This window comes from uncultured Subdoligranulum sp., from assembly GCF_963931595.1.
GTDB lineage: Bacteria > Bacillota > Clostridia > Oscillospirales > Ruminococcaceae > Gemmiger.
Genome location: NZ_OZ007030.1, coordinates 1,428,054 through 1,446,876, shown reverse-complemented (window position 1 = coordinate 1,446,876; position 18,823 = coordinate 1,428,054). Strand labels below are relative to the sequence as shown.

Genomic DNA, 18,823 nt, shown 5'->3' with positions numbered 1-18,823 from the left:
CCAGGAAAGGAGCCACCCGTATGGACCGCGACCAGCGCAGCCGTCAGCAAAAGTCCAGGGGCGGCTCCTTCGCATATTCTGGACAAAAGCGCAGTCTGGGCAGTCGGTTAGGGTTGGAAAAGCAGAAGCCGGTCCGTCCTCGCGGGAATGCGTCAAGGCAGCCGCCCCCCGATCCCGTGCCGCCATCCCGACGCCGTGGAGCTGCCACACAGCGGTCGCGGACCCAACCGCAGCTGAATCCCCAAAAAGCCGGTTACACCCCCGGTGCACCGCGGCGGCAGCGTCGGGTCACCCAGGCGGAATTGCTGCGCCAGCGCAATCGGCGCAGGCTCTTGGGCATACTGGGCGTACTGGCCGTGCTGGCCTTGGGAACGATCATCTCCATCAATCTGCTGTTCAAGGTGACATCCTTCCGGGTCGAGACCTTTGACCGGACCACACCGGCGGACACCGGCATTTACACCGAGGAGGAGATCATCGCCGCCCTGGGGATTGAGCAGGGGAGCAGCTTGTTCGGATTTTCCACCACGGAAAAGACGATACAATTGCAGTCCCGGTTTCCATACCTGGACAACGTGCAGGTAGATATTCAGCTGCCGGGTACTGTGGTCATCAAGGTCCGTCCGGCCACAGAGCGGTTTACCTGCATGTATTCCGGCGGGTGGATGATCCTCAGCGATTCTCTCAAGATTCTGCGCACCGATGTTTCCCAGCCCGAAGGGCTGACCGTGCTTTCCTGTACCCTGCAGCCGGATTTCTCGCCGGAGCCGGGACAGATTGTGGTGCCGGTCAGCTACAACTCCCTGTTGCAGGGGGAGGAGGCTACGCTGGAAACGGCCCAGGTCAGTGCGGCCAACGTGCTTGATCAGATGCTGGAGGAGATGGAGGCCCAGGGGCTGTCGGATGGAGTGACCGCCCTGAACATTGCCGACCTGAGCAATCTCAGCTTCACCTACCAGAACCGCATTCAGGTACTGCTGGGCAACAGCAACCGGCTGGATTATAAGATCCGCCTTGCCTCGGTGGCCATTCTGGACCCGGACAAGGGTCTTTCTGCCAGTGACAAGGGAACGCTGGATGTCAGCTATCAGCAGACGGACGGGGAGATCAAGGGGTACTTCGCCCCCGATGAGCCGGACCCCACACCTACCCCCACGCCGGAATCCACTGAAGAGGGAGACGAAGCTGCCTCTGCCGACAGTGATACCGATACAACGGATGAAGAATAAAAAATCCCGTGGAACGATTTCGTTCCACGGGATTTTTTATTGATGGGATTGATAGGTCAGAATCAGACGTTCAGTTCTACTTTCTGCCCGATGTCCTCCGCATTGGCGGCGAGAACCGGGGCAATAACGTCCCGGAGATACTCCTCCACCTGTTCCGGTGCACGGCCGGTGAAGGCCTCGGGGCTCAGCTCCGCCTCGATTTCCTCACGGCTCAGGCCGAAGGCGGGATCCGCTTCCACACGGGCGATCATATCGTTGGGCTTGCCCTCCTGTTTGACTACGGCGGCAGCTGACACAGCGTGCTCCCGCAGGCGCTCATGCAATTCCTGACGGTCGCCGCCCTTCTTCACAGCCTTCATCATTATATTCTCGCTGGCCATGAAGGGAAGCTCTGCCATCACGCGGGCACGGATGACCTTGGGATAAACCACCAGACCATCGGAAACGTTCAGCAGGATGTTCAGGATGGCGTCGGCGGCCAGGAAGCCCTCCGCCATGGCAATGCGCTTGTTGGCGGAGTCGTCCAGCGTGCGCTCAAACCACTGGGTACCGGCGGTCATGGCGGGGTTCAGCACATCCACCATCAGGTAACGGCTCAGGGCGCAGATGCGCTCGCAGCGCATGGGGTTGCGCTTGTAGGGCATGGCGGAAGAACCGATCTGGTTCTTTTCAAAGGGCTCCTCCATCTCCTTGAAGTTGGCCAGCAGACGGATGTCGGTGGCCATCTTCATGGCACTCTGGCCCAGCCCCGCCACGGCAGACAGCACATTGTAGTCCACCTTGCGGCTGTAGGTCTGGCCGCAGACCGGCACCACCTTGGTGAAGCCCATCTGCGCGCAGACATCGGCCTCCACGGCCTTGACTTTGGCGGAATCGCCGTTGAACAGCTCCATGAAGCTGGCCTGGGTGCCGGTGGTACCCTTGACGCCGCGCAGCGCCAGCTGACCGATCTGATGGTCGATCTCTTCCAGGTCCATGTACAGCTCATTCATCCACAGGGTGGCACGCTTGCCCACCGTGGTCAGCTGTGCGGGCTGGCAGTGGGTGTAGGCCAAGCAAGGCATGGCCTTGTACTGCTCGGCAAACTTGGCCAGGTTGGCCAGCACGCCGATGATCTTCTTGCGGACCAGCTGCAGGGCTTCCCGCATGATGATGATATCGGTGTTGTCGCCCACATAGCAGCTGGTGGCGCCCAGATGAATAATGCCCTTTGCCTTGGGGCACTGCAGGCCGTAGGCGTAGACATGGCTCATCACGTCGTGGCGCACGAGCTTCTCCCGGGCGATGGCATCCTCATAGTTGATGTCGTCCTTGTGGGCTTCCAGCTCGGCAATCTGCTCATCGGTGATGGCCAGACCCTGTTTCTGTTCGGCCTTGGCCAGGGCAATCCACAGCTTGCGCCAGGTACGGAACTTGTTGTCGTCAGAGAAAATATACTGCATCTCGTCCGAAGCATAGCGGGTGCTGAACGGAGAGATATAGCGGTCATGTTGTGCCATTGCGAAATCCCTTTCTTACAGCTTGAAGTAGTTGACGCCGCCCTCGAAGATGGGCTGATACTTGTCGCCGGTCACATTCTTGTACAGCTGGTTGCCGGTACGCTCGCTGTGACCCATCTTGCCGAAGACACGGCCGTCGGGGCTGGTGATGCCCTCGATGGCCAGCACCGAGCCATTGGGGTTGTAGCGCAGATCCATGGTGGGCTGGCAGGTCAGATCCACATACTGGGTGGCGATCTGGCCGTTGGCGATCAGCTTCTGGAGCAGGTCGTCGTTGCAGACGAAACGGCCCTCGCCATGGCTGATGGCGATCAGGTGCTCGTCGTTGATATCGCATTCGCTCAGCCAGGGGCTCTTGTTGCTGGCAATGCGGGTGCGGACCAGCATGCTCTGGTGGCGGTGGATGGTGTTGAAGGTCAGCGTGGGATCATTCTCGGTGATGGGACGGATCTCGCCGTAGGGGACAAGACCCAGCTTGATGAGGGCCTGGAAGCCGTTGCAGATGCCCAGGGCCAGGCCGTCACGCTGATTGAGCAGACGGTTGACGGCATCGGCCACGGCGGGAGCGCGGAAGAAGGCCGCGATAAACTTGGCGGAACCATCGGGTTCGTCGCCGCCCGAGAAGCCGCCCGGCAGCATGAGGATCTGTGCCTCATCCAGTTCCTTGACCAGCGCTTCGCAGCTCTCGGCCACGTCGGCGGGGGTCAGGTTCTTCAGCACCAGCACGTGGGGGTCACCGCCGGCACGGCGGAAGGCGCGGGCGGTATCGTACTCGCAGTTGGTGCCGGGGAAGACGGGAATGATCACGCGGGGAGTGGCCAGGCGCACGGCGGGAGCCACGCGGTCCATCATGCTGCACTCATAGTTCAGCGCCTGTACGTGGTCACCCTTCTTGCGGTAGGGGAAGACCGGCTCCAGCTTGGCTTCCCACAGCTCCTGCAGGTGAGCCAGATCGATCTTGTTGCCCTCTGCTTCCAGCGTGTAATCCACCGTGGTGAAGCCCAGGAATTCGCCGGCTGCGGGATCCAGCAGTTCCAGAATCACCGCACCGTAGGCGGGTTTGAACAGATCATCCAGCTTGAGAGCATTGCTCAGCTGCAGGCCCACATGGTTGCCCACACACATCTTGAACAGGGCCTCGGCCACACAGCCGTAGCCGGGGGTGGCGGCCGCCAGGACCTTGCCCTCGTCGATCATCTGCTCCACGGTCTTGTAGATGGAGATCAGGCTGCCGATCTCCGGCAGGCCATCCTTGTACTGCGGGCGCAGCATGACCACCGAGCTGTTGGCTTTCTTGAATTCGGGGCTCTGCACATCCTTCACGTTGCCGATGGCGGTGGCAAAGCTGACCAGCGTAGGCGGCACGTCCAGACCTTCAAAGCTGCCGGACATGGAGTCCTTGCCGCCGATGGAGGCAATGCCCAGACCCATCTGGGCATCCAGGGCACCCAGCAGAGCCGCCAGCGGTTTGCCCCAGCGGGTGGGATCGTCGTTCATGTGCTCGAAGTATTCCTGGAAGGTCAGGTACATGTCCTTGTGGTGGAAGCCGGCGCAGACCAGTTTGGTCACGCTCTCCACCACGGCCAGGTAGGCACCGCGGTAGGGATCCGCTTCGGACAGATAGGGGTTGAAGCCCCAGGCCATGCCGGAGCAGGTGGTGGTTTCGCCGTCCACCGGCAGTTTGGCGGCCATGGCCATGGCGGGGGTCAGCTGATACTTGCCGCCGTAAGGCATCAGGACGGTGGCGGCACCGATGGTGGAGTCGAAACGCTCGCCCAGACCCTTCTGGCTGCAGACATTGAGGTCGGAGACCAGGTTCTCCATCTTCTCTTCAAAGGTGGAACCGGCCCACTGGGGCTGCCAGACATGGCCCGGCAGGATGTGCACATCGGCGTGGCGCTCGGCGCCGTTGGAGTTGAGGAACTCACGGGACAGATCCACAATGGCCTTGCCGTTCCAGATCTCGCGCATCCGCTTCTCTTCGGTCACAGTGGCGACCACGGTGGCCTCCAGGTTTTCCTCATGGGCATAGCCGATGAAGGTATCGGCATCCTCGGCGGCCACAGCCACAGCCATACGCTCCTGGCTCTCGCTGATGGCCAGTTCGGTGCCGTCCAGGCCTTCGTATTTCTTGGTGACCTTGTTCAGATCGATGCGCAGGCCGTCGGCCAGCTCGCCGATGGCCACCGAAACACCGCCGGCGCCGAAGTCGTTGCAGCGCTTGATCAGGCGGCAGGCATCCTCACGGCGGAACAGACGCTGCAGTTTGCGCTCGATGGGGGCGTTGCCCTTCTGCACCTCGGCGCCGCAGGTCTCCAGGCTGGTGAGTTTGTGAGCCTTGGAGGAACCGGTGGCACCGCCGATGCCGTCACGGCCGGTGCGGCCGCCCAGCAGGATGACCACGTCACCGGGGGCGGGCTCTTCGCGGCGGACATGGCTGGCCGGCGTGGCGCCCACCACGGCGCCGATCTCCATGCGCTTGGCCACATAGCCGGGGTGGTAGAGCTCGGCCACCTGGCCGGTGGCCAGACCGATCTGGTTGCCGTAGCTGGAGTAGCCTGCCGCGGCGGTGGTCACCAGCTTGCGCTGGGGCAGTTTGCCGGGCATGGTCTCCGAGACGGGTTTCAGCGGGTCACCGGCGCCGGTCACACGCATGGCCTGGTAGACGTAGCTGCGGCCGGACAGGGGATCGCGGATGGCACCGCCGATGCAGGTGGCGGCGCCGCCGAAGGGCTCGATCTCGGTGGGATGGTTGTGGGTCTCGTTCTTGAACAGGAACAGCCAGTCCTGCAGTTCGCCGTCCACATCGCACTTGATCTTGACGGTGCAGGCGTTGATCTCCTCGCTCTCGTCCAGATTCTTCAGGATGCCGCGCTGCTTCAGCGCCTTGGCGCCGATGGTGGCGCAGTCCATCAGGGTGCGGTTCTTCTTGTCGCGGCCGGTCTCCTCCCGCAGGGCCATATACCGGTCGAAGGCGGCCTGGACCAGCTCGTCGTCGATCTTCACATCGTCCAGGATGGTGCCGAAAGTGGTGTGACGGCAGTGGTCCGACCAGTAGGTGTCGATCAGGCGGATCTCGGTGATGGTGGGATCCCGGTGCTCGCTCTTGAAGTAGTCCTGGCAGAAGACGATGTCGGCATGGTCCATGGCCAGGCCCTTCTCGTTGCGGAACGCCTCCAGGGCATCCTCGTCCAGGGCGGTGAAGCCGTCAAGCGTTTCCACCTCGGTGGGGATGGCAAACTCCATCTTCAGCGTGGCGCGGGGCTCCAGGCTGGCTTCCCGGGCCTCCACAGGGTTGATGACATACTTCTTGATGGCGGTCAGATCCTCGTCGGTCAGCTCACCGTCCAGCAGATACACACGGGCGCTGCGCACGTCGGGGCGCTCGCCCTGGCTCAGCAGCTGGATGCACTGGCTGGCGGAGTCGGCGCGCTGGTCGAACTGGCCGGGCAGGTACTCCACCGCAAAGACGGTGGCAGCCGCGGGCAGTTCCTTGTAGGTTACGTCCACAGGGGGCTCGCTGAAGACGGTGGGAATGGCCTTCTGGAAAAGCTCCTCGTCGATGCCCTCCACGTCGTAGCGGTTGATCAGCCGCAGACCTTTCAGCCGGGTGATGCCCAGCAGGTCTACCAACTCATGGAACAGACCCTGGGCTTCGCCGTCGAAGCCGGGCTTTTTCTCAACATAAATCCGATATACCATTGTATTGCCTCCCGGTTACTGCATGGCAGCCAGTGCGCGGGCACCGATGTCGCTGCGCTTATGCAGTTTGTCAAAATGAATGTTTTTGCTGGCGGCGTAAGCCTTCTTCAGCGCCTCGGGCAGGGTATCCGCTGTGGCGGTCACACCCAGCACGCGGCCGCCGTTGGTGACGAGCATGCCGTCCTTCAGCGCCGTGCCGGCATGGTAAACCGTCACATCGACGCAGCCGGGCAGCTGTCCCTCGGTAAGGCCGGTGATCTCCTTGCCCTTTTCATAGGCCAGGGGATAGCCGCCGCTGGCCAGAATGACACAGGCTGCGGCACCGTCGCGGAACTTGACTTCGGTTTCCGCCAGCGTGCCGTTGGTGGTGGCCTGCATAACGGTGAGCAGATCGCTCTCCAGCAGCGGCAGGACCACCTGGGTCTCGGGATCACCGAAACGGCAGTTGTACTCGATGACCTTGGGGCCATCGGGGGTCAGCATCAGGCCGAAGTAGAGGCAACCCTTGAAGGGGCAGCCTTCGGCCTGCATGGCGGCCACCGTGGGCAGGAAGATCTCCTTCATGCAGCGGTCGGCCACTTCCTTGGTGTAGTAGGGGTTGGGGGCCACCGTGCCCATGCCGCCGGTGTTGAGGCCCTGGTCGCCGTCCAGGGCGCGTTTGTGGTCCATGCTGGACACCATCGGCTTGACGGTCTTGCCGTCACAGAAGGACAGCACGCTGACTTCCGGGCCGGTGAGGAACTCTTCCACCACCACATGGTTGCCGGAAGCGCCGAACTTTTTGTCCAGCATGATCTCCTTCACGGCCTCCACCACGTCGTCGTGGTTCTGGCAGATCAGAACGCCCTTGCCCAGGGCCAGACCGTCCGCCTTGATGACCACCGGGTATTTGTTCTTCCCCTCCACGTAGGCCACAACCTTGGCGGGATCGTCAAACACCGCGTAGTCGGCGGTGGGAATGCCGTATTTCTGCATCAGGTTCTTGCTGAACACCTTGCTGGCCTCGATGCGGGCCGCCGCCTTGTCGGGGCCGAAGGCGGGAATGCCCACAGCTGCCAGGGCGTCCACCATGCCCAGTGCCAGCGGGTCGTCCTGGGCAACGACCACATAGTCAAAGGCTTCCTGTTTGGCAAAGGCGACCATGGCCTCCACGTCGGTGGCGGGAATGGCCTTGCAGCGGGCATCATAGCTGATGCCGCCGTTGCCGGGAGCGCACCAGATTTCGGTGCATTGGGGACTTTGTTTCAGCGCGCGGATGATGGCGTGTTCACGCCCGCCGCCGCCAACAACGAGAATCTTCATACTGAACTCCTTTGACAGCACAACTGCCCGCGACGAAAAAACGCCGCAGGCAAGTGCGATTTTTTAGTGATGGAACAGCCGGATGCCACAGAAGGCCATGGCAATACCGAAGCGGTTGCAGGTGTCGATGACCTGCTGGTCGCGGATGGAACCGCCCGGCTGCACGATGGCGGTCACGCCGCTGCGGCGGGCGCGCTCGATGTTGTCGCCAAAGGGGAAGAAGGCGTCGCTGCCCAGGGAAACGCCGGTGACCTTGTCCAGCCAGGCGCGCTTTTCTTCCGCGGTGAGGGGCGCGGGCTGCTCGGTGAAGGTCTCGGCCCAGACATCATCGCCGATGACATCCTCCGGCGTGTCGCCGATGTAGACATCGATGGCGTTGTCCCGGTTGGGCTTGGAGATATCCTCCCGGAAGGGCAGGTTCAGCACCTTGGGCATGTGGCGCAGCTGCCAGTTGTCGGCCTTCTGGCCCGCCAGGCGGGTGCAGTGGATGCGGCTCTGCTGGCCGGCACCCACGCCGATGGTCTGGCCGTCCTGCACGTAGCAGACGCTGTTGGACTGGGTGTACTTCAGCACGATCAGGCTGATGATCAGGTCGCGGCGCTGCTCGGCGCTGATCTCCTTGTTCTCGGTGACGATGTTCTGCAGCATGGTGGCATCGGAGATGTCCAGATCCTGGCGGCCCTGCTCGAAGGTCACACCAAAGACGGTGCGGGTCTCCAGCTTGGCGGGCTCATAGTCGGGATCGATGGCCACAATGTTGTAGTTGCCCTTCTTCTTGGACTTCAGCACTTCCAGGGCATCGGCATCGTAGCCGGGGGCGATGATGCCGTCGCTGACCTCATGCTTGATGAGCTTGGCGGTGGCCAGGTCGCACACATCGGACAGGGCGATCCAGTCGCCGAAGCTGGACATACGGTCGGCACCGCGGGCGCGGGCGTAGGCGCAGGCCAGCGGGGTCAGTTCGGCATCGGCGTCCACATGGTACATGGCGCGCAGCGTGTCATCCAGCGGCAGGCCGATGGCCGCACCGGCAGGGGAGACATGCTTGAAGCTGGCGGCCGCCGGCATGCCCAGCGCCTTTTTCAGGTCGCGCACCAGCTGCCAGGAGTTGAGCGCATCCAGAAAGTTGATGTAGCCCGGACGGCCGTTGAGGATCTCCACCGGGAGCTCACTGCCGTCCGCCATATAAATGCGAGCGGGCTTCTGGTTGGGGTTGGTGCCGTATTTCAGTTGAAATTCTTTCATTTATTCACCCTCCACCGCATTGTATTTGTTCAGAATGGTATCTTCGTAATCGCCGGTCTCCAGCGTGATGGTCCGCACAAAGAGGCTGACCTTGTTGTCCTCATTGAGGGACTCCCAAAGCTTGCCGGCAAATTCGGCGCCGTCGTTCTCGTCGATGGTGACCCGCATGGGTTCCCCTGCGTAGCTGGGAATGGGGGCGCCGTTTTTCAGGTAGGTGCTGATGAAATGGCCCTCGCCCGCCACCGGCTGGGGGTAGTCGAAGGTCTGGCGCTGGACGCTGGCGGCATTGCCGTCGCAGCTCTTCAGGATGGACAGCTTGTAGGCACCGCTGCGCATATCCACCACGCCGGAAATGCGCGGCGTGAAGTTGGGCGCGTCATCCTCGTAGGTGCGGGTGGCCAGGGCAGCCTCGAAGCTGTAGCCGGGGAAGAGGTTCTCGTTCATGAAATGGGCGATGGTATCGGTCTGGTCGCCGTTGGTGACAATGGTGGTCTCCCGGAGGGTCAGCACCGCGTTGTAGATGATCAGATGGGGATCTTCCAGCTTGGCCGGATCGGCAGCCACCGTGCGGATGCCGCCCGGGATCGCCTCAAACACACGGTTGCGGCTGTTGGCACTGCGTCCCATGATCCAGTAGGCGATGATCGCCTTCTGGCCGTCGGGGGTGCGGCCCAGCACAATGCCGCGGCCGGGATACTCGTTGCCGGCCAGATATTTGTACAGATTCTTTTTCATTGCATTACACCTCGTCGTTGCAAACCATGGCCAGAGCCTGGGGCAGCAGTTTCCATTCCGCTTCCACCATCACGCGCTTCTGCAGTACTTCAGGGGTATCGCCGGGCTGTACTGCCACGGCCTTCTGGAGCAGAATGGGGCCGCCGTCGCATTCCTCGTTGACCAGGTGCACGGTGGCGCCGGTCACCTTCACGCCCCGGGCCAGGGCCGCTTCGTGGACCCGCAGGCCGTAAAAGCCGGGGCCGCAGAAGCTGGGGATCAGGCTGGGGTGTACGTTGAGGATGCGGTTGGGGTAGGCTTCGATCACGCGAGGGCCCAGAACCGAGAGGAACCCGGCCAGCACCACCACATCGATCTGGTGGCTCTGCAGGGTGTCCAGCAGGGCGCTGTCAAAGGCCTCACTGTCGGCGTATTCCTTGCGGGCCACCACGGCGCTTTCCACACCGAAGTTGGCGGCCCGTTCCAGGGCATACACGCCGGGTTTGCTGGCCACCACCAGCACGATCTTGCCATTGGGGTTTTCGCCCCGGGCTTCGCTCTCCAGCAGGGCCTGCAGATTGGTGCCGCCGCCGGATACCAGTACAGCTACACGCTTCATACCAGTTCCACCCCGTCGCCTTCCACGATGGTGCCCAGACGGTAGGCACCTTCCTCGCCGTGGGCGTGCAGAATCTCCAGCGCCTTGTCGGCGTCCCCGGCAGCCACCACGATGGTCATGCCGACACCCATGTTGAAGGTGTTGAACATGTCGCGCTCCGGCACATTGCCTTCCTTGGCCAGCACGCCGAAGAGGGCAGGGGTACGCACATCGGCTTTGGCGATGCGGGCGGCACAGCCCTTCTTCAGGCTGCGGGGAATGTTCTCGTAAAAGCCGCCGCCAGTGATGTGGGAGACACCCTTCACGGTGACCTGCTCCATCAGGGCCAGCACCGGCTTGACGTAGATCTTGGTAGGAGCCAGCAGCGCCTCACCCAGCGTCTTGTCCATGCCCTCGAAGGTCTTGTCCAGCACTTCGGGATGGTTGTCGATGTCAAAGATTTTGCGCACCAGCGAGAAGCCGTTGGAATGCACACCGGTGGAGGGCAGAGCCAGCACCACATCGCCGGGCTGCATGGTGGAGTTGTCGAGGATCTTGCTCTTGTCCACCACGCCCACGGTAAAGCCGGCCAGATCGTATTCCTCCTCCGGCATCATGCCGGGGTGTTCGGCGGTCTCGCCGCCCACCAGGGAGCAGCCGGCCTGGACGCAGCCCTCGGCCACACCCTTGACGATCTCGGCGATCTTCTCGGGAATGTTTTTGCCGCAGGCGATGTAGTCCAGGAACACCAGCGGTTTGGCACCGGCGCAGATGACATCGTTGACGCACATGGCCACGCAGTCGATGCCGATGGTATCGTGCTTGTTCATGTACTGGGCCACGCGCAGTTTGGTGCCGACGCCGTCGGTGCCGGAGATCAGGACGGGATGCTCCATGCCGGAGCAGTCCAGCTCAAACAGGCCGCCGAAGCCGCCCAGACCGCCGATGCAGTTCTCGGTCATCGTGCGGGCCACATACTGCTTCATCAGTTCGACGGAGCGGTAGCCGGCCGTAATATCCACGCCGGCAGCGGCGTAGCTGGCAGAATAGCTTTTTTCCATGTCGGTACTCCTATCGGGTGTAGTTGCAAGGGACGCGGGCAGGGCGCAGGGGCCGCAGACCGGTCACAGTTTTTTGTTCGGATTGGAAATGCTCAGCGGTTTGTCGTAGACGATATCCATCGTTTCCTGGGGCGGATCCACGGGGTAGTGACCGGTGAAGCAGCCGACACAGAAACCGCAGCGGCTGTGAATGGCCAGCTGCTGCACATGCTCGATGCTCAGGTAGCCCAGCGTATCGGATCCCACCAGCTTGTTGATCTCCTCCACGGTATGACCGGTGGCGATCAGCTGCTTTTCGTCGGGAATATCGGTGCCGAAGTAGCAGGGATGGGCAAAGGGCGGTGCGCTGATGCGGTAGTGCACTTCCTTGGCGCCGGCCTCCCGCAGCAGGCGGATGGTCCGGGCGCTGGTGGTGCCGCGCACGATGGAGTCGTCCACCAGCACGACGCGCTTGCCGCGCACGGTGGATTCAATGGCGTTGAGCTTGATGCGCACGCTGTTCTCGCGCTGGGCCTGGCTGCCCTGGATGAAGGTACGGCCCACGTACTTGTTCTTGATAAAGCCGATGCCGTAGGGAATACCGCTCTCCTGGGCATACCCCAGGGCGGCGTCCAGGCCGGAGTCCGGCGCACCGATGACCACATCCGCTTCCACGGGATGCTCCTGGGCCAGGAAACGGCCGGCCTGCAGCCGGGCTTCATGGACGCAGGTGCCCTCCAGCACGGAATCCGGGCGGGCAAAATAGATGTACTCAAAGACACACATGGTGTGGGGGGCCGTGCCGCAATGGGTATCGATGCAGCGCAGACCGTCGTGGTCAGCGATGACGATCTCACCGGGACGCACATCCCGCACGAACTTGGCACCCACCGCATCCAGGGCGCAGGACTCGCTGGCAAAGGCGTACCCGCTGCCGTTGGGCAGCTCGCCGATGCACAGCGGGCGGAACCCGTGGGGGTCGCGCGCCGCGATGAGCTTGGTGTGGGTCATGATGACCAGACTGTAGGCGCCCTCGATCTCATCCATCGTACGGCTGACCGCCATCTCGATGTTGGGGGTCAGCAGACGGTTCTGGGTCAGCAGGTAGGCGATGACCTCGGTATCCGAGGTGCCGTGGAAGATGGAACCGCTCATCTCCAGTTTGCGCCGCAGCTTGGGGGCGTTGACCAGATTGCCGTTGTGGCAGACAGCCATGGCGCCCTTGCAGTGATGCAGGATCATGGGCTGGGCGTTGGAACGGCTGCGCTGACCGGCGGTGGCGTAGCGCACATGGCCGGTGGCCATCTTGGCGCCGTGGGGCAGTTCCTCCAGCACGCGCTTGGTAAAGACTTCGCTGACAAGGCCCAGGTCGCGGTGGCCGGACAGCACGCCGTCCACATTCAGCGCGATGCCGCAGCTCTCCTGGCCGCGGTGCTGCAGGGCGTAGAGGGCGCTGTATACGGCGCTGACCATGTCGGTCTCGCCGGTCTTGTCATAGATGCCGAAGACACCGCATTCTTCATGCAGCGATTCGGTATATTGGGAAATTTCACTCATTCCGCTTTTTGCTCCGTTTTCTCAGATCAGCCCAGCAGGCGCTTCATGACTTCCTGATAGGCATCGGCCTCGCCGCCCATATCGCGGCGGAACAGATCCTTGTCCAGATGGGCGCCGGTGGTGGCATCCCAGAAACGGCAGGTGTCGGGGCTGATCTCGTCGGCCAGGATGATGGTGCCGTCGGGAAGGCGGCCGAACTCCAGCTTGAAGTCGATCAGGCGGATGTTGGCATCCAGCAGGATCTTCTTGAGGATCTCGTTGATTTTGAAGGAGTACTTGGTGATGGTGTCGATCTCCTCCTGGGTGGCCAGATCCAGGGCCAGGGCGTAGTAGTGGTTGATGAACGGGTCATGCAGATCGTCGTTCTTGTAGCTGAACTCCAGGATGGGGGTCTTGAAGGGAGTACCCTCGGGCACGCCCATGCGCAGGCTGAAGTGGCCGGCGGCGACGTTGCGGATGATGACTTCCAGAGGCACGATCTCCACCTTCTTCACGAAGGTGTCGCGGTCGTTGATCTCCTCCACATAGTGGGTGGGGATGCCTTCCTTTTCCAGCTTCTGCATCAGGGCGTTGGACAGCTTGTTGTTCACAATGCCCTTGTCGCGGATGGTGCCCTTCTTTTCGCCGTCGCCGGCGGTGGCATCGTCCTTATAGTGAACCATCACAATGGCGGGGTCGCTGGTAGCGAAAACCTGCTTGGCCTTGCCTTCGTACATCTGCTCTTTAACTTCGTATTTCATGATAAACGCTCCCTTTTATGTAGTGTATAAAAACGAGTGTACAACTGCAATTTTATTGTACCCCGTTTTGTGTCGGTGTGCAAGAATTTGTTTACATCGCGGCAGCTTCAGCGGCGATAGCGGCGTCCTTCTTGGCGATGGCCGCAGCGGTGTCGGCACGGAATTTCTCCAGCTTGGCGGCCAGCTCTTCATCGGAAACCGCCAGGATGGCCACGGCCAGGTAGGCGGCGTTCTTGGCGCCGTTCAGGGCAACGGTGGCCACGGGGAAGCCGCTGGGCATCTGCACGGTGGCCAGCAGGGCATCCAGGCCGTCCAGGGCGCCGCCCTTCATGGGAATGCCCACCACCGGCAGGGTGGTGTTGGCGGCAAAAGCGCCGGCCAGATGGGCGGCCATGCCGGCGGCACACAGAATGACGCCGTAGCCGTTGGCACGGGCGGCCTTGGCGAAGGCGGAGGCGGCCTCGGGCGTACGATGGGCCGAGAGGATGTGCGCCTCATAGGGGACACCGAAATCCTTCAGTACAGTGCAGGCTCCCTTGACCACAGCCCAGTCGCTGTCAGAACCCATAATGATCGCTACTTTTTTCATTGGTAAGCTCCTTTCCTGATTACACGCCAGACGAAAAGAGCGCAGCGGCCGGCAAAACGGTACACTGCGCTGTTCGGATATACGAATACGGCATGCGGGGTACAAAGAACCCGTGAATAATTCCAAGACGCATCAGCGAGTCTTGCACGGAAGATCCCCCTTTATATAAAGAAGTAAAGTACCCTTGTAAAATCAGTGTAAGGCGTAAACGACAAAAAAGCAAGATGAAAGCGGTTTTTTCAGCCAAAAAACGGCGGGGAGAGGATTTTCCCTGTTGCTTTTTGTCGTTTTTGATGGGAACAAAAGCGATAAGGTATGACTTTATCAAAGTGGCAGGAAAGAGGGGATGGCGTCCCGGAACGGGATATGGTATAATAAGGAAAATCATTCTCCCGAAGAGAGGAACAGAATTCATGGAACAACCCAAAAATCGCACAGAGGACACAGCCCTGCACGGCAAGGAGGAGCGGGTCAAACGGATCTTCCGGGACCAGATCGCCGAGGCGGCGGGCATTCTGGAAGTGGTGCTGTCCGGCATTGTGCTGGTGGGGCTGCTGTTCAGTGTTGTGCCGCTGGTGCAGTGGATGCCGGGGCTTATCGTGGATGGCAACGATGTGGAAGTGTACAACTTCCTTACCCGCGCGCTGGACATTGTGATCGGTATCGAGTTCATCAAGATGCTGGCCAAGCACAGCCCCGGCAGTGTGCTGGAGGTGCTTTTGTATGCCATCGCCCGCCACATGATTGTGGGGCACGAGGATGCCGTGCAGAACCTGGTCAGCGTGGCGGCGATTGCGCTGATCTTCATCATCCGGCGATTCTTCTTTGTGCCGTCCTTTGGCCAGAAGATGCCCGGCGGGCAGATTGCCCCCGACCTGGCGCATCTGTATTCGCCGGACGAAGAGGAAGGCCGGGAACTGGGAGACGAGAAGGACAAACCGTAACCGCAAAAACCAAAAGGAGCCTGCCCCCAGGGGCAGGCTCCTTTTGCGTGTGACAGAGGAACAATCAGAACAGGCCGGTGATCTTGCCGTGGGCATCCACATCGATGTCCATGGCAGCGGGGTGCTTGGGCAGGCCGGGCATCGTCATGATGCTGCCGCAGACCACCACCACAAAGCCGGCGCCGGCCGACAGGCGGATCTCCCGCACGTTGAGGGTGAATCCCTCGGGGGCGGCGATGAGCTTGGCGTTGTCGCTGAAGGAGTACTGGGTCTTGGCAATGCAGACCGGCAGGTTGCTGTAGCCCATGGTTTCCAGTTCGGCCAGCGTCTTCTGGGCCGCGGCGCTGTAGGAAACACCGCCGGCGCGGTAGATCTTCTTGGCGACGGCCTCGATCTTCTCGGGCAGGGAAGCGCTCAGTTCGTAGGAGTAGTTGACCTTGGCGCTGTCGTCCAGGATGGACAGGACGGTCTCGGCCAGGGCCTTGCCGCCCTCGCCGCCCTTGGCGAAGACCTCGGAGAGGGCGCAGGGCACACCGGCCTTCTGGCAGACCTCGTAGATGACATCCATCTCTTCCTGGGTGTCGGTGGGGAAGGCGTTGATGGCCACGCAGACCGGCAGGCCGAAGTTGCGCATATTCTCAATGTGGCGGGCCAGGTTCACCGAACCGGCCTTGACAGCCTCGGCGTTGGGCTTGCTCAGATCAGGCTTGGCCACACCGCCGTGGGATTTCAGGGCGCGCACGGTGGCTACCAGCACGACGGCCGCGGGATGCAGACCCGCATAGCGGCACTTGATGTCCAGGAACTTCTCGGCACCCAGGTCGGCGCCGAAGCCGGCCTCGGTCACCACGTAGTCCGCCAGTTTCAGGCTCAGTTTGGTGGCGATGACGCTGTTGCAGCCGTGGGCGATGTTGGCGAAGGGGCCGCCGTGGATGATGGCGGGGTTGTGTTCCAGGGTCTGGACCAGGTTGGGATCCAGGGCGTCCTTGAGCAGGGCGGTCATGGCACCGGCAGCGCCGATCTGACCGGCAGTGACGGGCTTGCCGTCATAGGTGTAGGCACAGACAATGCGGGACAGCCGTGCCTTCAGGTCCTCCAGGTCGGTGGCCAGGCAGAAGATGGCCATGACCTCGCTGGCCACGGTGATGTCGAAGCCGTCCTCCCGGGGGGTGCCGTTGACCTTGCCGCCCAGGCCGTCCACGATGAAGCGGAGCTGCCGGTCGTTCATATCCATGCAGCGCTTCCAGGTGATGCGGCGGGGATCGATGTTCAGCGGGTTGCCCTGCTGGATGGAGTTGTCGATCATGGCCGCCAGCAGGTTGTTGGCGGTGCCGATGGCGTGGATATCGCCGGTAAAGTGGAGGTTGATGTCCTCCATGGGCACGACCTGGGCATAGCCGCCGCCGGCCGCGCCGCCCTTGATGCCGAAGACGGGGCCCAGGGAGGGCTCACGCAGGCAGAGCATCGTCTTTTTGCCCAGTGCGTTCATGGCGTCCGCCAGCCCTACGCTGGTGGTGGTCTTGCCTTCGCCGGCGGGGGTGGGGCTGATGGCCGTGACCAGGATCAGCTTGCCCTCGGGACCGTCGCCCTTGGCCAGCTTGTGGTCGATCTTGGCCTTGTAATGGCCGTAGGGGATAACGCTCTGTCCCTGCAGGCCCAGCTTGGCCGCAATCTCGGTGATGGGCTTCATTTCGGCAGCCTGTGCAATTTCGATGTCGCTCAACATACGCAATTCCTCCTGTGGTGATAAAAACAAAGGGCTGCATACACCTGCTTCAGTGCATGCAGCCCAGACGGTCGGCTTTTTCTTCAGCTGCCTCCCCTGTGGTAATCCCCACAAATCCGTCGGTCAGCAGCCTGCTATCGCTACTGTAGCATATTCCAGCGAAGTTTGTCAAGACTCAAACTTCGCCTTTTCCGCAGCCCCATTTCCGGAAATACCGTCCCATGCTCAGAAGCTGCATCTTGAATTTGCCGGCGTCCCGCATGGGGGCGCGGTGCCAGGCATGGATGGCCGAAAACTGCGGCGCCAGCCATACGGTACCTTCCCGCAGCACCTTCTGGGTCAGGTCGGCGTCCTCCACATACATGAAATAGGCCGGGTCGAACCCGCCGATCTTCTTCAGCACGTCGGTGCGCACCGCCATAAAACTGCCGGTACAGAACTCGATGCGCCGCGGCTCGGTCAGCGTTTCATCCTGCATGGTATAGTGTTCGTCGGCCCTGCGGAAAGCGCCGCCCAGCTTGGGCGCCAGCTGGCGGGCCAGCAGCAGCCAGGGGGTGGGCTTGCGTCGGGGCAGATGCTGCAGCCGCCCGTCGGGGTAGCGCAGCTGCGGTGTGGCCATGGCCGCCCCGGGAACGGAGAGCAGCCAGTCGGCCATGGGCTCCAGGATGTCTTCGGTGAGCAGGATATCGGGGTTCAGAATGAAGTGAACATCGCTTTCCAGCCGGTCCAGCACGGTGTTGTGCCCTTTGCCGAAACCGATGTTGCGGGGCAGCGGCAATACCGTGACCCGCTTATCGCCGAAATCGGTGTCCGTCAGCTGTTTGCCGCAGCCGTCGGGGCTGCCGTTGTCCACCACATAGAGGGCAAAGTCGGGCGCGGGGGTATGGTGCAGAATGCTGCGCACCGCGGCGCAGACTTCCTCGTAATCGCAGTACGCCACAATACAGGCGCTGATTTTGGCCATGCCGGAACTCCTTATTTCTTCAGGGCTTCCAACTGGCTCAGGTCGTAGGGGGTGTCCTGATAGACATAGTAGTTGAGCCAGTTGGTGTACAGCAGATACCCGTGGGCGCGCCAGCGGAACAGCGGGTCGCGGCTGGGGTCATCGTCGGGGTAGTAATTGCAGGGAACGTGGATCTCCTTGCCGGCGGCCACATCCCGCTTGTATTCGGCGTCCAGGGTATATTTGTCATACTCGGGATGGCCGATGACAAAGATCTGACGGCCGGACTCGGTGGAAAGCAGCATCGGCCCGGCCACGTCACTCTCAGCGAGAATGCGCAGATCGTGGCAGGCATCGATGGCCGCCCGGTCCAGTCCTGCCCACCGGCTGTGGGGGGCATAGAACACCTCGTCAAAGCCGCGGACCAGCGGGTTGGAGGGGCGCGTCACCCGGTGCTCAAAGACACCGAACATCTTCTGGGGCAGATGGACCTTGGGAATGCCGAAATGATAGTAAAGGCCTGCCAGCGCACCCCAGCACAGATGAATGGTGGAGTAGACGTTGGTCTTGGTGTAGTCCATGATCTTGCACAGCTCATCCCAGTAATCCACATCGGGGTAGTCCAGGTCCTCGATCGGCGCCCCGGTGATGATCATGCCGTCAAAACGCTCCTCCTTGATCTCGTCGAAGGTCTTGTAGAAGGCCTGCATGTGTTCCGGCGAGGTGTGGGTGGTGTCGTGGGTGGCGGTTTTCAGCAAGGTGATCTGTACCTGCAGCGGGCTGTTGGCCAGCAGGCGGGCCAGCTGGGTCTCGGTGACGATCTTGGTGGGCATCAGGTTGAGGATCAGGATGCGCAGCGGCCGGATGTTCTGGCTCTGCGCGCGCTCGCGGTGCATGACAAAGACATTCTCCCGGGAGAGCTCGTCATAGGCGGGCAGCTCTTTGGGTATAATCAGCGGCATGGAATCGCTCCCTTTTCAAGACTTCGGAACGGA

The 18,823-nt window shown here is 61.7% G+C and carries 15 protein-coding genes and 1 riboswitch; of the genes, 2 read left to right on the top strand and 13 right to left on the bottom strand.

Annotated features, from left to right (window positions below; genetic code table 11):
• Positions 1-20: 20 nt before the first annotated feature.
• On the top strand, positions 21-1,229 hold the full coding sequence (locus ABGT73_RS06920) for an FtsQ-type POTRA domain-containing protein (protein ID WP_346669065.1): 1,209 nt from the start codon (positions 21-23) through the stop codon (positions 1,227-1,229).
• A gap of 62 nt (positions 1,230-1,291) precedes the next feature.
• On the opposite strand, the gene purB is transcribed toward ABGT73_RS06920, so the two are convergent.
• From purB to purE, 10 genes are all read right to left on the bottom strand, one after another.
• On the bottom strand, positions 1,292-2,728 hold the full coding sequence (gene purB, locus ABGT73_RS06915; protein ID WP_346669064.1) for an adenylosuccinate lyase: 1,437 nt from the start codon (positions 2,726-2,728) through the stop codon (positions 1,292-1,294).
• A gap of 15 nt (positions 2,729-2,743) precedes the next feature.
• Positions 2,744-6,430, bottom strand: a complete 3,687-nt coding sequence (locus ABGT73_RS06910; protein ID WP_346669063.1) for a phosphoribosylformylglycinamidine synthase — start codon at positions 6,428-6,430, stop codon at positions 2,744-2,746.
• 15 nt (positions 6,431-6,445) lie between these two features.
• Positions 6,446-7,732 (bottom strand): phosphoribosylamine--glycine ligase, encoded by a 1,287-nt coding sequence (gene purD / locus ABGT73_RS06905; RefSeq protein ID WP_346669062.1) that lies wholly within the window; start codon positions 7,730-7,732, stop codon positions 6,446-6,448.
• 63 nt (positions 7,733-7,795) lie between these two features.
• The gene (locus ABGT73_RS06900; RefSeq protein WP_346669061.1) at positions 7,796-8,977 is read right to left on the bottom strand and encodes a phosphoribosylaminoimidazolecarboxamide formyltransferase; all 1,182 of its coding nucleotides are present in this window, start codon (positions 8,975-8,977) and stop codon (positions 7,796-7,798) included.
• Positions 8,978-9,712: an IMP cyclohydrolase gene (locus ABGT73_RS06895; RefSeq protein ID WP_346669060.1), complete on the bottom strand. Its 735-nt coding sequence runs from the start codon at positions 9,710-9,712 to the stop codon at positions 8,978-8,980.
• A 4-nt stretch (positions 9,713-9,716) separates the two neighbouring features.
• The gene (purN, locus tag ABGT73_RS06890; RefSeq protein ID WP_346669059.1) at positions 9,717-10,310 is read right to left on the bottom strand and encodes a phosphoribosylglycinamide formyltransferase; all 594 of its coding nucleotides are present in this window, start codon (positions 10,308-10,310) and stop codon (positions 9,717-9,719) included.
• Positions 10,307-11,350, bottom strand: coding sequence for a phosphoribosylformylglycinamidine cyclo-ligase (purM, locus tag ABGT73_RS06885; RefSeq protein ID WP_346669058.1), 1,044 nt, complete (start codon positions 11,348-11,350; stop codon positions 10,307-10,309). Before purM ends, purN begins: the two co-directional genes overlap by 4 nt.
• A 63-nt stretch (positions 11,351-11,413) precedes the next feature.
• Positions 11,414-12,886: an amidophosphoribosyltransferase gene (gene purF, locus ABGT73_RS06880; RefSeq protein WP_346669057.1), complete on the bottom strand. Its 1,473-nt coding sequence runs from the start codon at positions 12,884-12,886 to the stop codon at positions 11,414-11,416.
• A 26-nt stretch (positions 12,887-12,912) separates the two neighbouring features.
• Positions 12,913-13,626 carry a phosphoribosylaminoimidazolesuccinocarboxamide synthase gene (gene purC, locus ABGT73_RS06875; protein WP_346669056.1) on the bottom strand — a complete coding sequence of 238 codons (714 nt, stop codon included), beginning with the start codon at positions 13,624-13,626 and terminating at the stop codon, positions 12,913-12,915.
• A gap of 91 nt (positions 13,627-13,717) precedes the next feature.
• Positions 13,718-14,215, bottom strand: coding sequence for a 5-(carboxyamino)imidazole ribonucleotide mutase (gene purE / locus ABGT73_RS06870; protein ID WP_346669055.1), 498 nt, complete (start codon positions 14,213-14,215; stop codon positions 13,718-13,720).
• A 413-nt stretch (positions 14,216-14,628) separates the two neighbouring features.
• On the opposite strand from purE, the gene ABGT73_RS06865 reads away from it, so the two are divergent.
• Entirely contained in the window at positions 14,629-15,159 is a 531-nt protein-coding gene (locus tag ABGT73_RS06865) for a transporter (RefSeq protein ID WP_346669054.1), read from the top strand.
• A 64-nt stretch (positions 15,160-15,223) separates the two neighbouring features.
• Here ABGT73_RS06865 and ABGT73_RS06860 read toward each other — a convergent pair whose 3' ends face one another.
• The 3 genes from ABGT73_RS06860 to metA form a co-directional block, all read right to left on the bottom strand.
• Positions 15,224-16,891, bottom strand: coding sequence for a formate--tetrahydrofolate ligase (locus tag ABGT73_RS06860; RefSeq protein WP_346669053.1), 1,668 nt, complete (start codon positions 16,889-16,891; stop codon positions 15,224-15,226).
• A 48-nt stretch (positions 16,892-16,939) separates the two neighbouring features.
• Positions 16,940-17,022, bottom strand: a riboswitch (ZMP/ZTP riboswitch).
• Positions 17,023-17,060: 38 nt separating this feature from the next.
• On the bottom strand, positions 17,061-17,849 hold the full coding sequence (locus tag ABGT73_RS06855) for a glycosyltransferase family 2 protein (protein ID WP_346669052.1): 789 nt from the start codon (positions 17,847-17,849) through the stop codon (positions 17,061-17,063).
• Positions 17,850-17,860: 11 nt separating this feature from the next.
• Positions 17,861-18,790, bottom strand: a complete 930-nt coding sequence (metA, locus tag ABGT73_RS06850; protein WP_346669051.1) for a homoserine O-succinyltransferase — start codon at positions 18,788-18,790, stop codon at positions 17,861-17,863.
• Positions 18,791-18,823: the final 33 nt, after the last annotated feature.

Coding starts and splice junctions, on each gene's coding strand:
- metA (WP_346669051.1), bottom strand. CDS start 18,790: ATGCCGCTGATTATACCCAAAGAGCTGCCCGCCTATGACGAGCTCTCC.
- ABGT73_RS06865 (WP_346669054.1), top strand. CDS start 14,629: ATGGAACAACCCAAAAATCGCACAGAGGACACAGCCCTGCACGGCAAG.
- purM (WP_346669058.1), bottom strand. CDS start 11,350: ATGGAAAAAAGCTATTCTGCCAGCTACGCCGCTGCCGGCGTGGATATT.
- ABGT73_RS06920 (WP_346669065.1), top strand. CDS start 21: ATGGACCGCGACCAGCGCAGCCGTCAGCAAAAGTCCAGGGGCGGCTCC.
- purC (WP_346669056.1), bottom strand. CDS start 13,626: ATGAAATACGAAGTTAAAGAGCAGATGTACGAAGGCAAGGCCAAGCAG.
- purF (WP_346669057.1), bottom strand. CDS start 12,886: ATGAGTGAAATTTCCCAATATACCGAATCGCTGCATGAAGAATGCGGT.
- purN (WP_346669059.1), bottom strand. CDS start 10,310: ATGAAGCGTGTAGCTGTACTGGTATCCGGCGGCGGCACCAATCTGCAG.
- ABGT73_RS06895 (WP_346669060.1), bottom strand. CDS start 9,712: ATGAAAAAGAATCTGTACAAATATCTGGCCGGCAACGAGTATCCCGGC.
- purE (WP_346669055.1), bottom strand. CDS start 14,215: ATGAAAAAAGTAGCGATCATTATGGGTTCTGACAGCGACTGGGCTGTG.
- ABGT73_RS06910 (WP_346669063.1), bottom strand. CDS start 6,430: ATGGTATATCGGATTTATGTTGAGAAAAAGCCCGGCTTCGACGGCGAA.
- ABGT73_RS06855 (WP_346669052.1), bottom strand. CDS start 17,849: ATGGCCAAAATCAGCGCCTGTATTGTGGCGTACTGCGATTACGAGGAA.
- purB (WP_346669064.1), bottom strand. CDS start 2,728: ATGGCACAACATGACCGCTATATCTCTCCGTTCAGCACCCGCTATGCT.
- purD (WP_346669062.1), bottom strand. CDS start 7,732: ATGAAGATTCTCGTTGTTGGCGGCGGCGGGCGTGAACACGCCATCATC.
- ABGT73_RS06900 (WP_346669061.1), bottom strand. CDS start 8,977: ATGAAAGAATTTCAACTGAAATACGGCACCAACCCCAACCAGAAGCCC.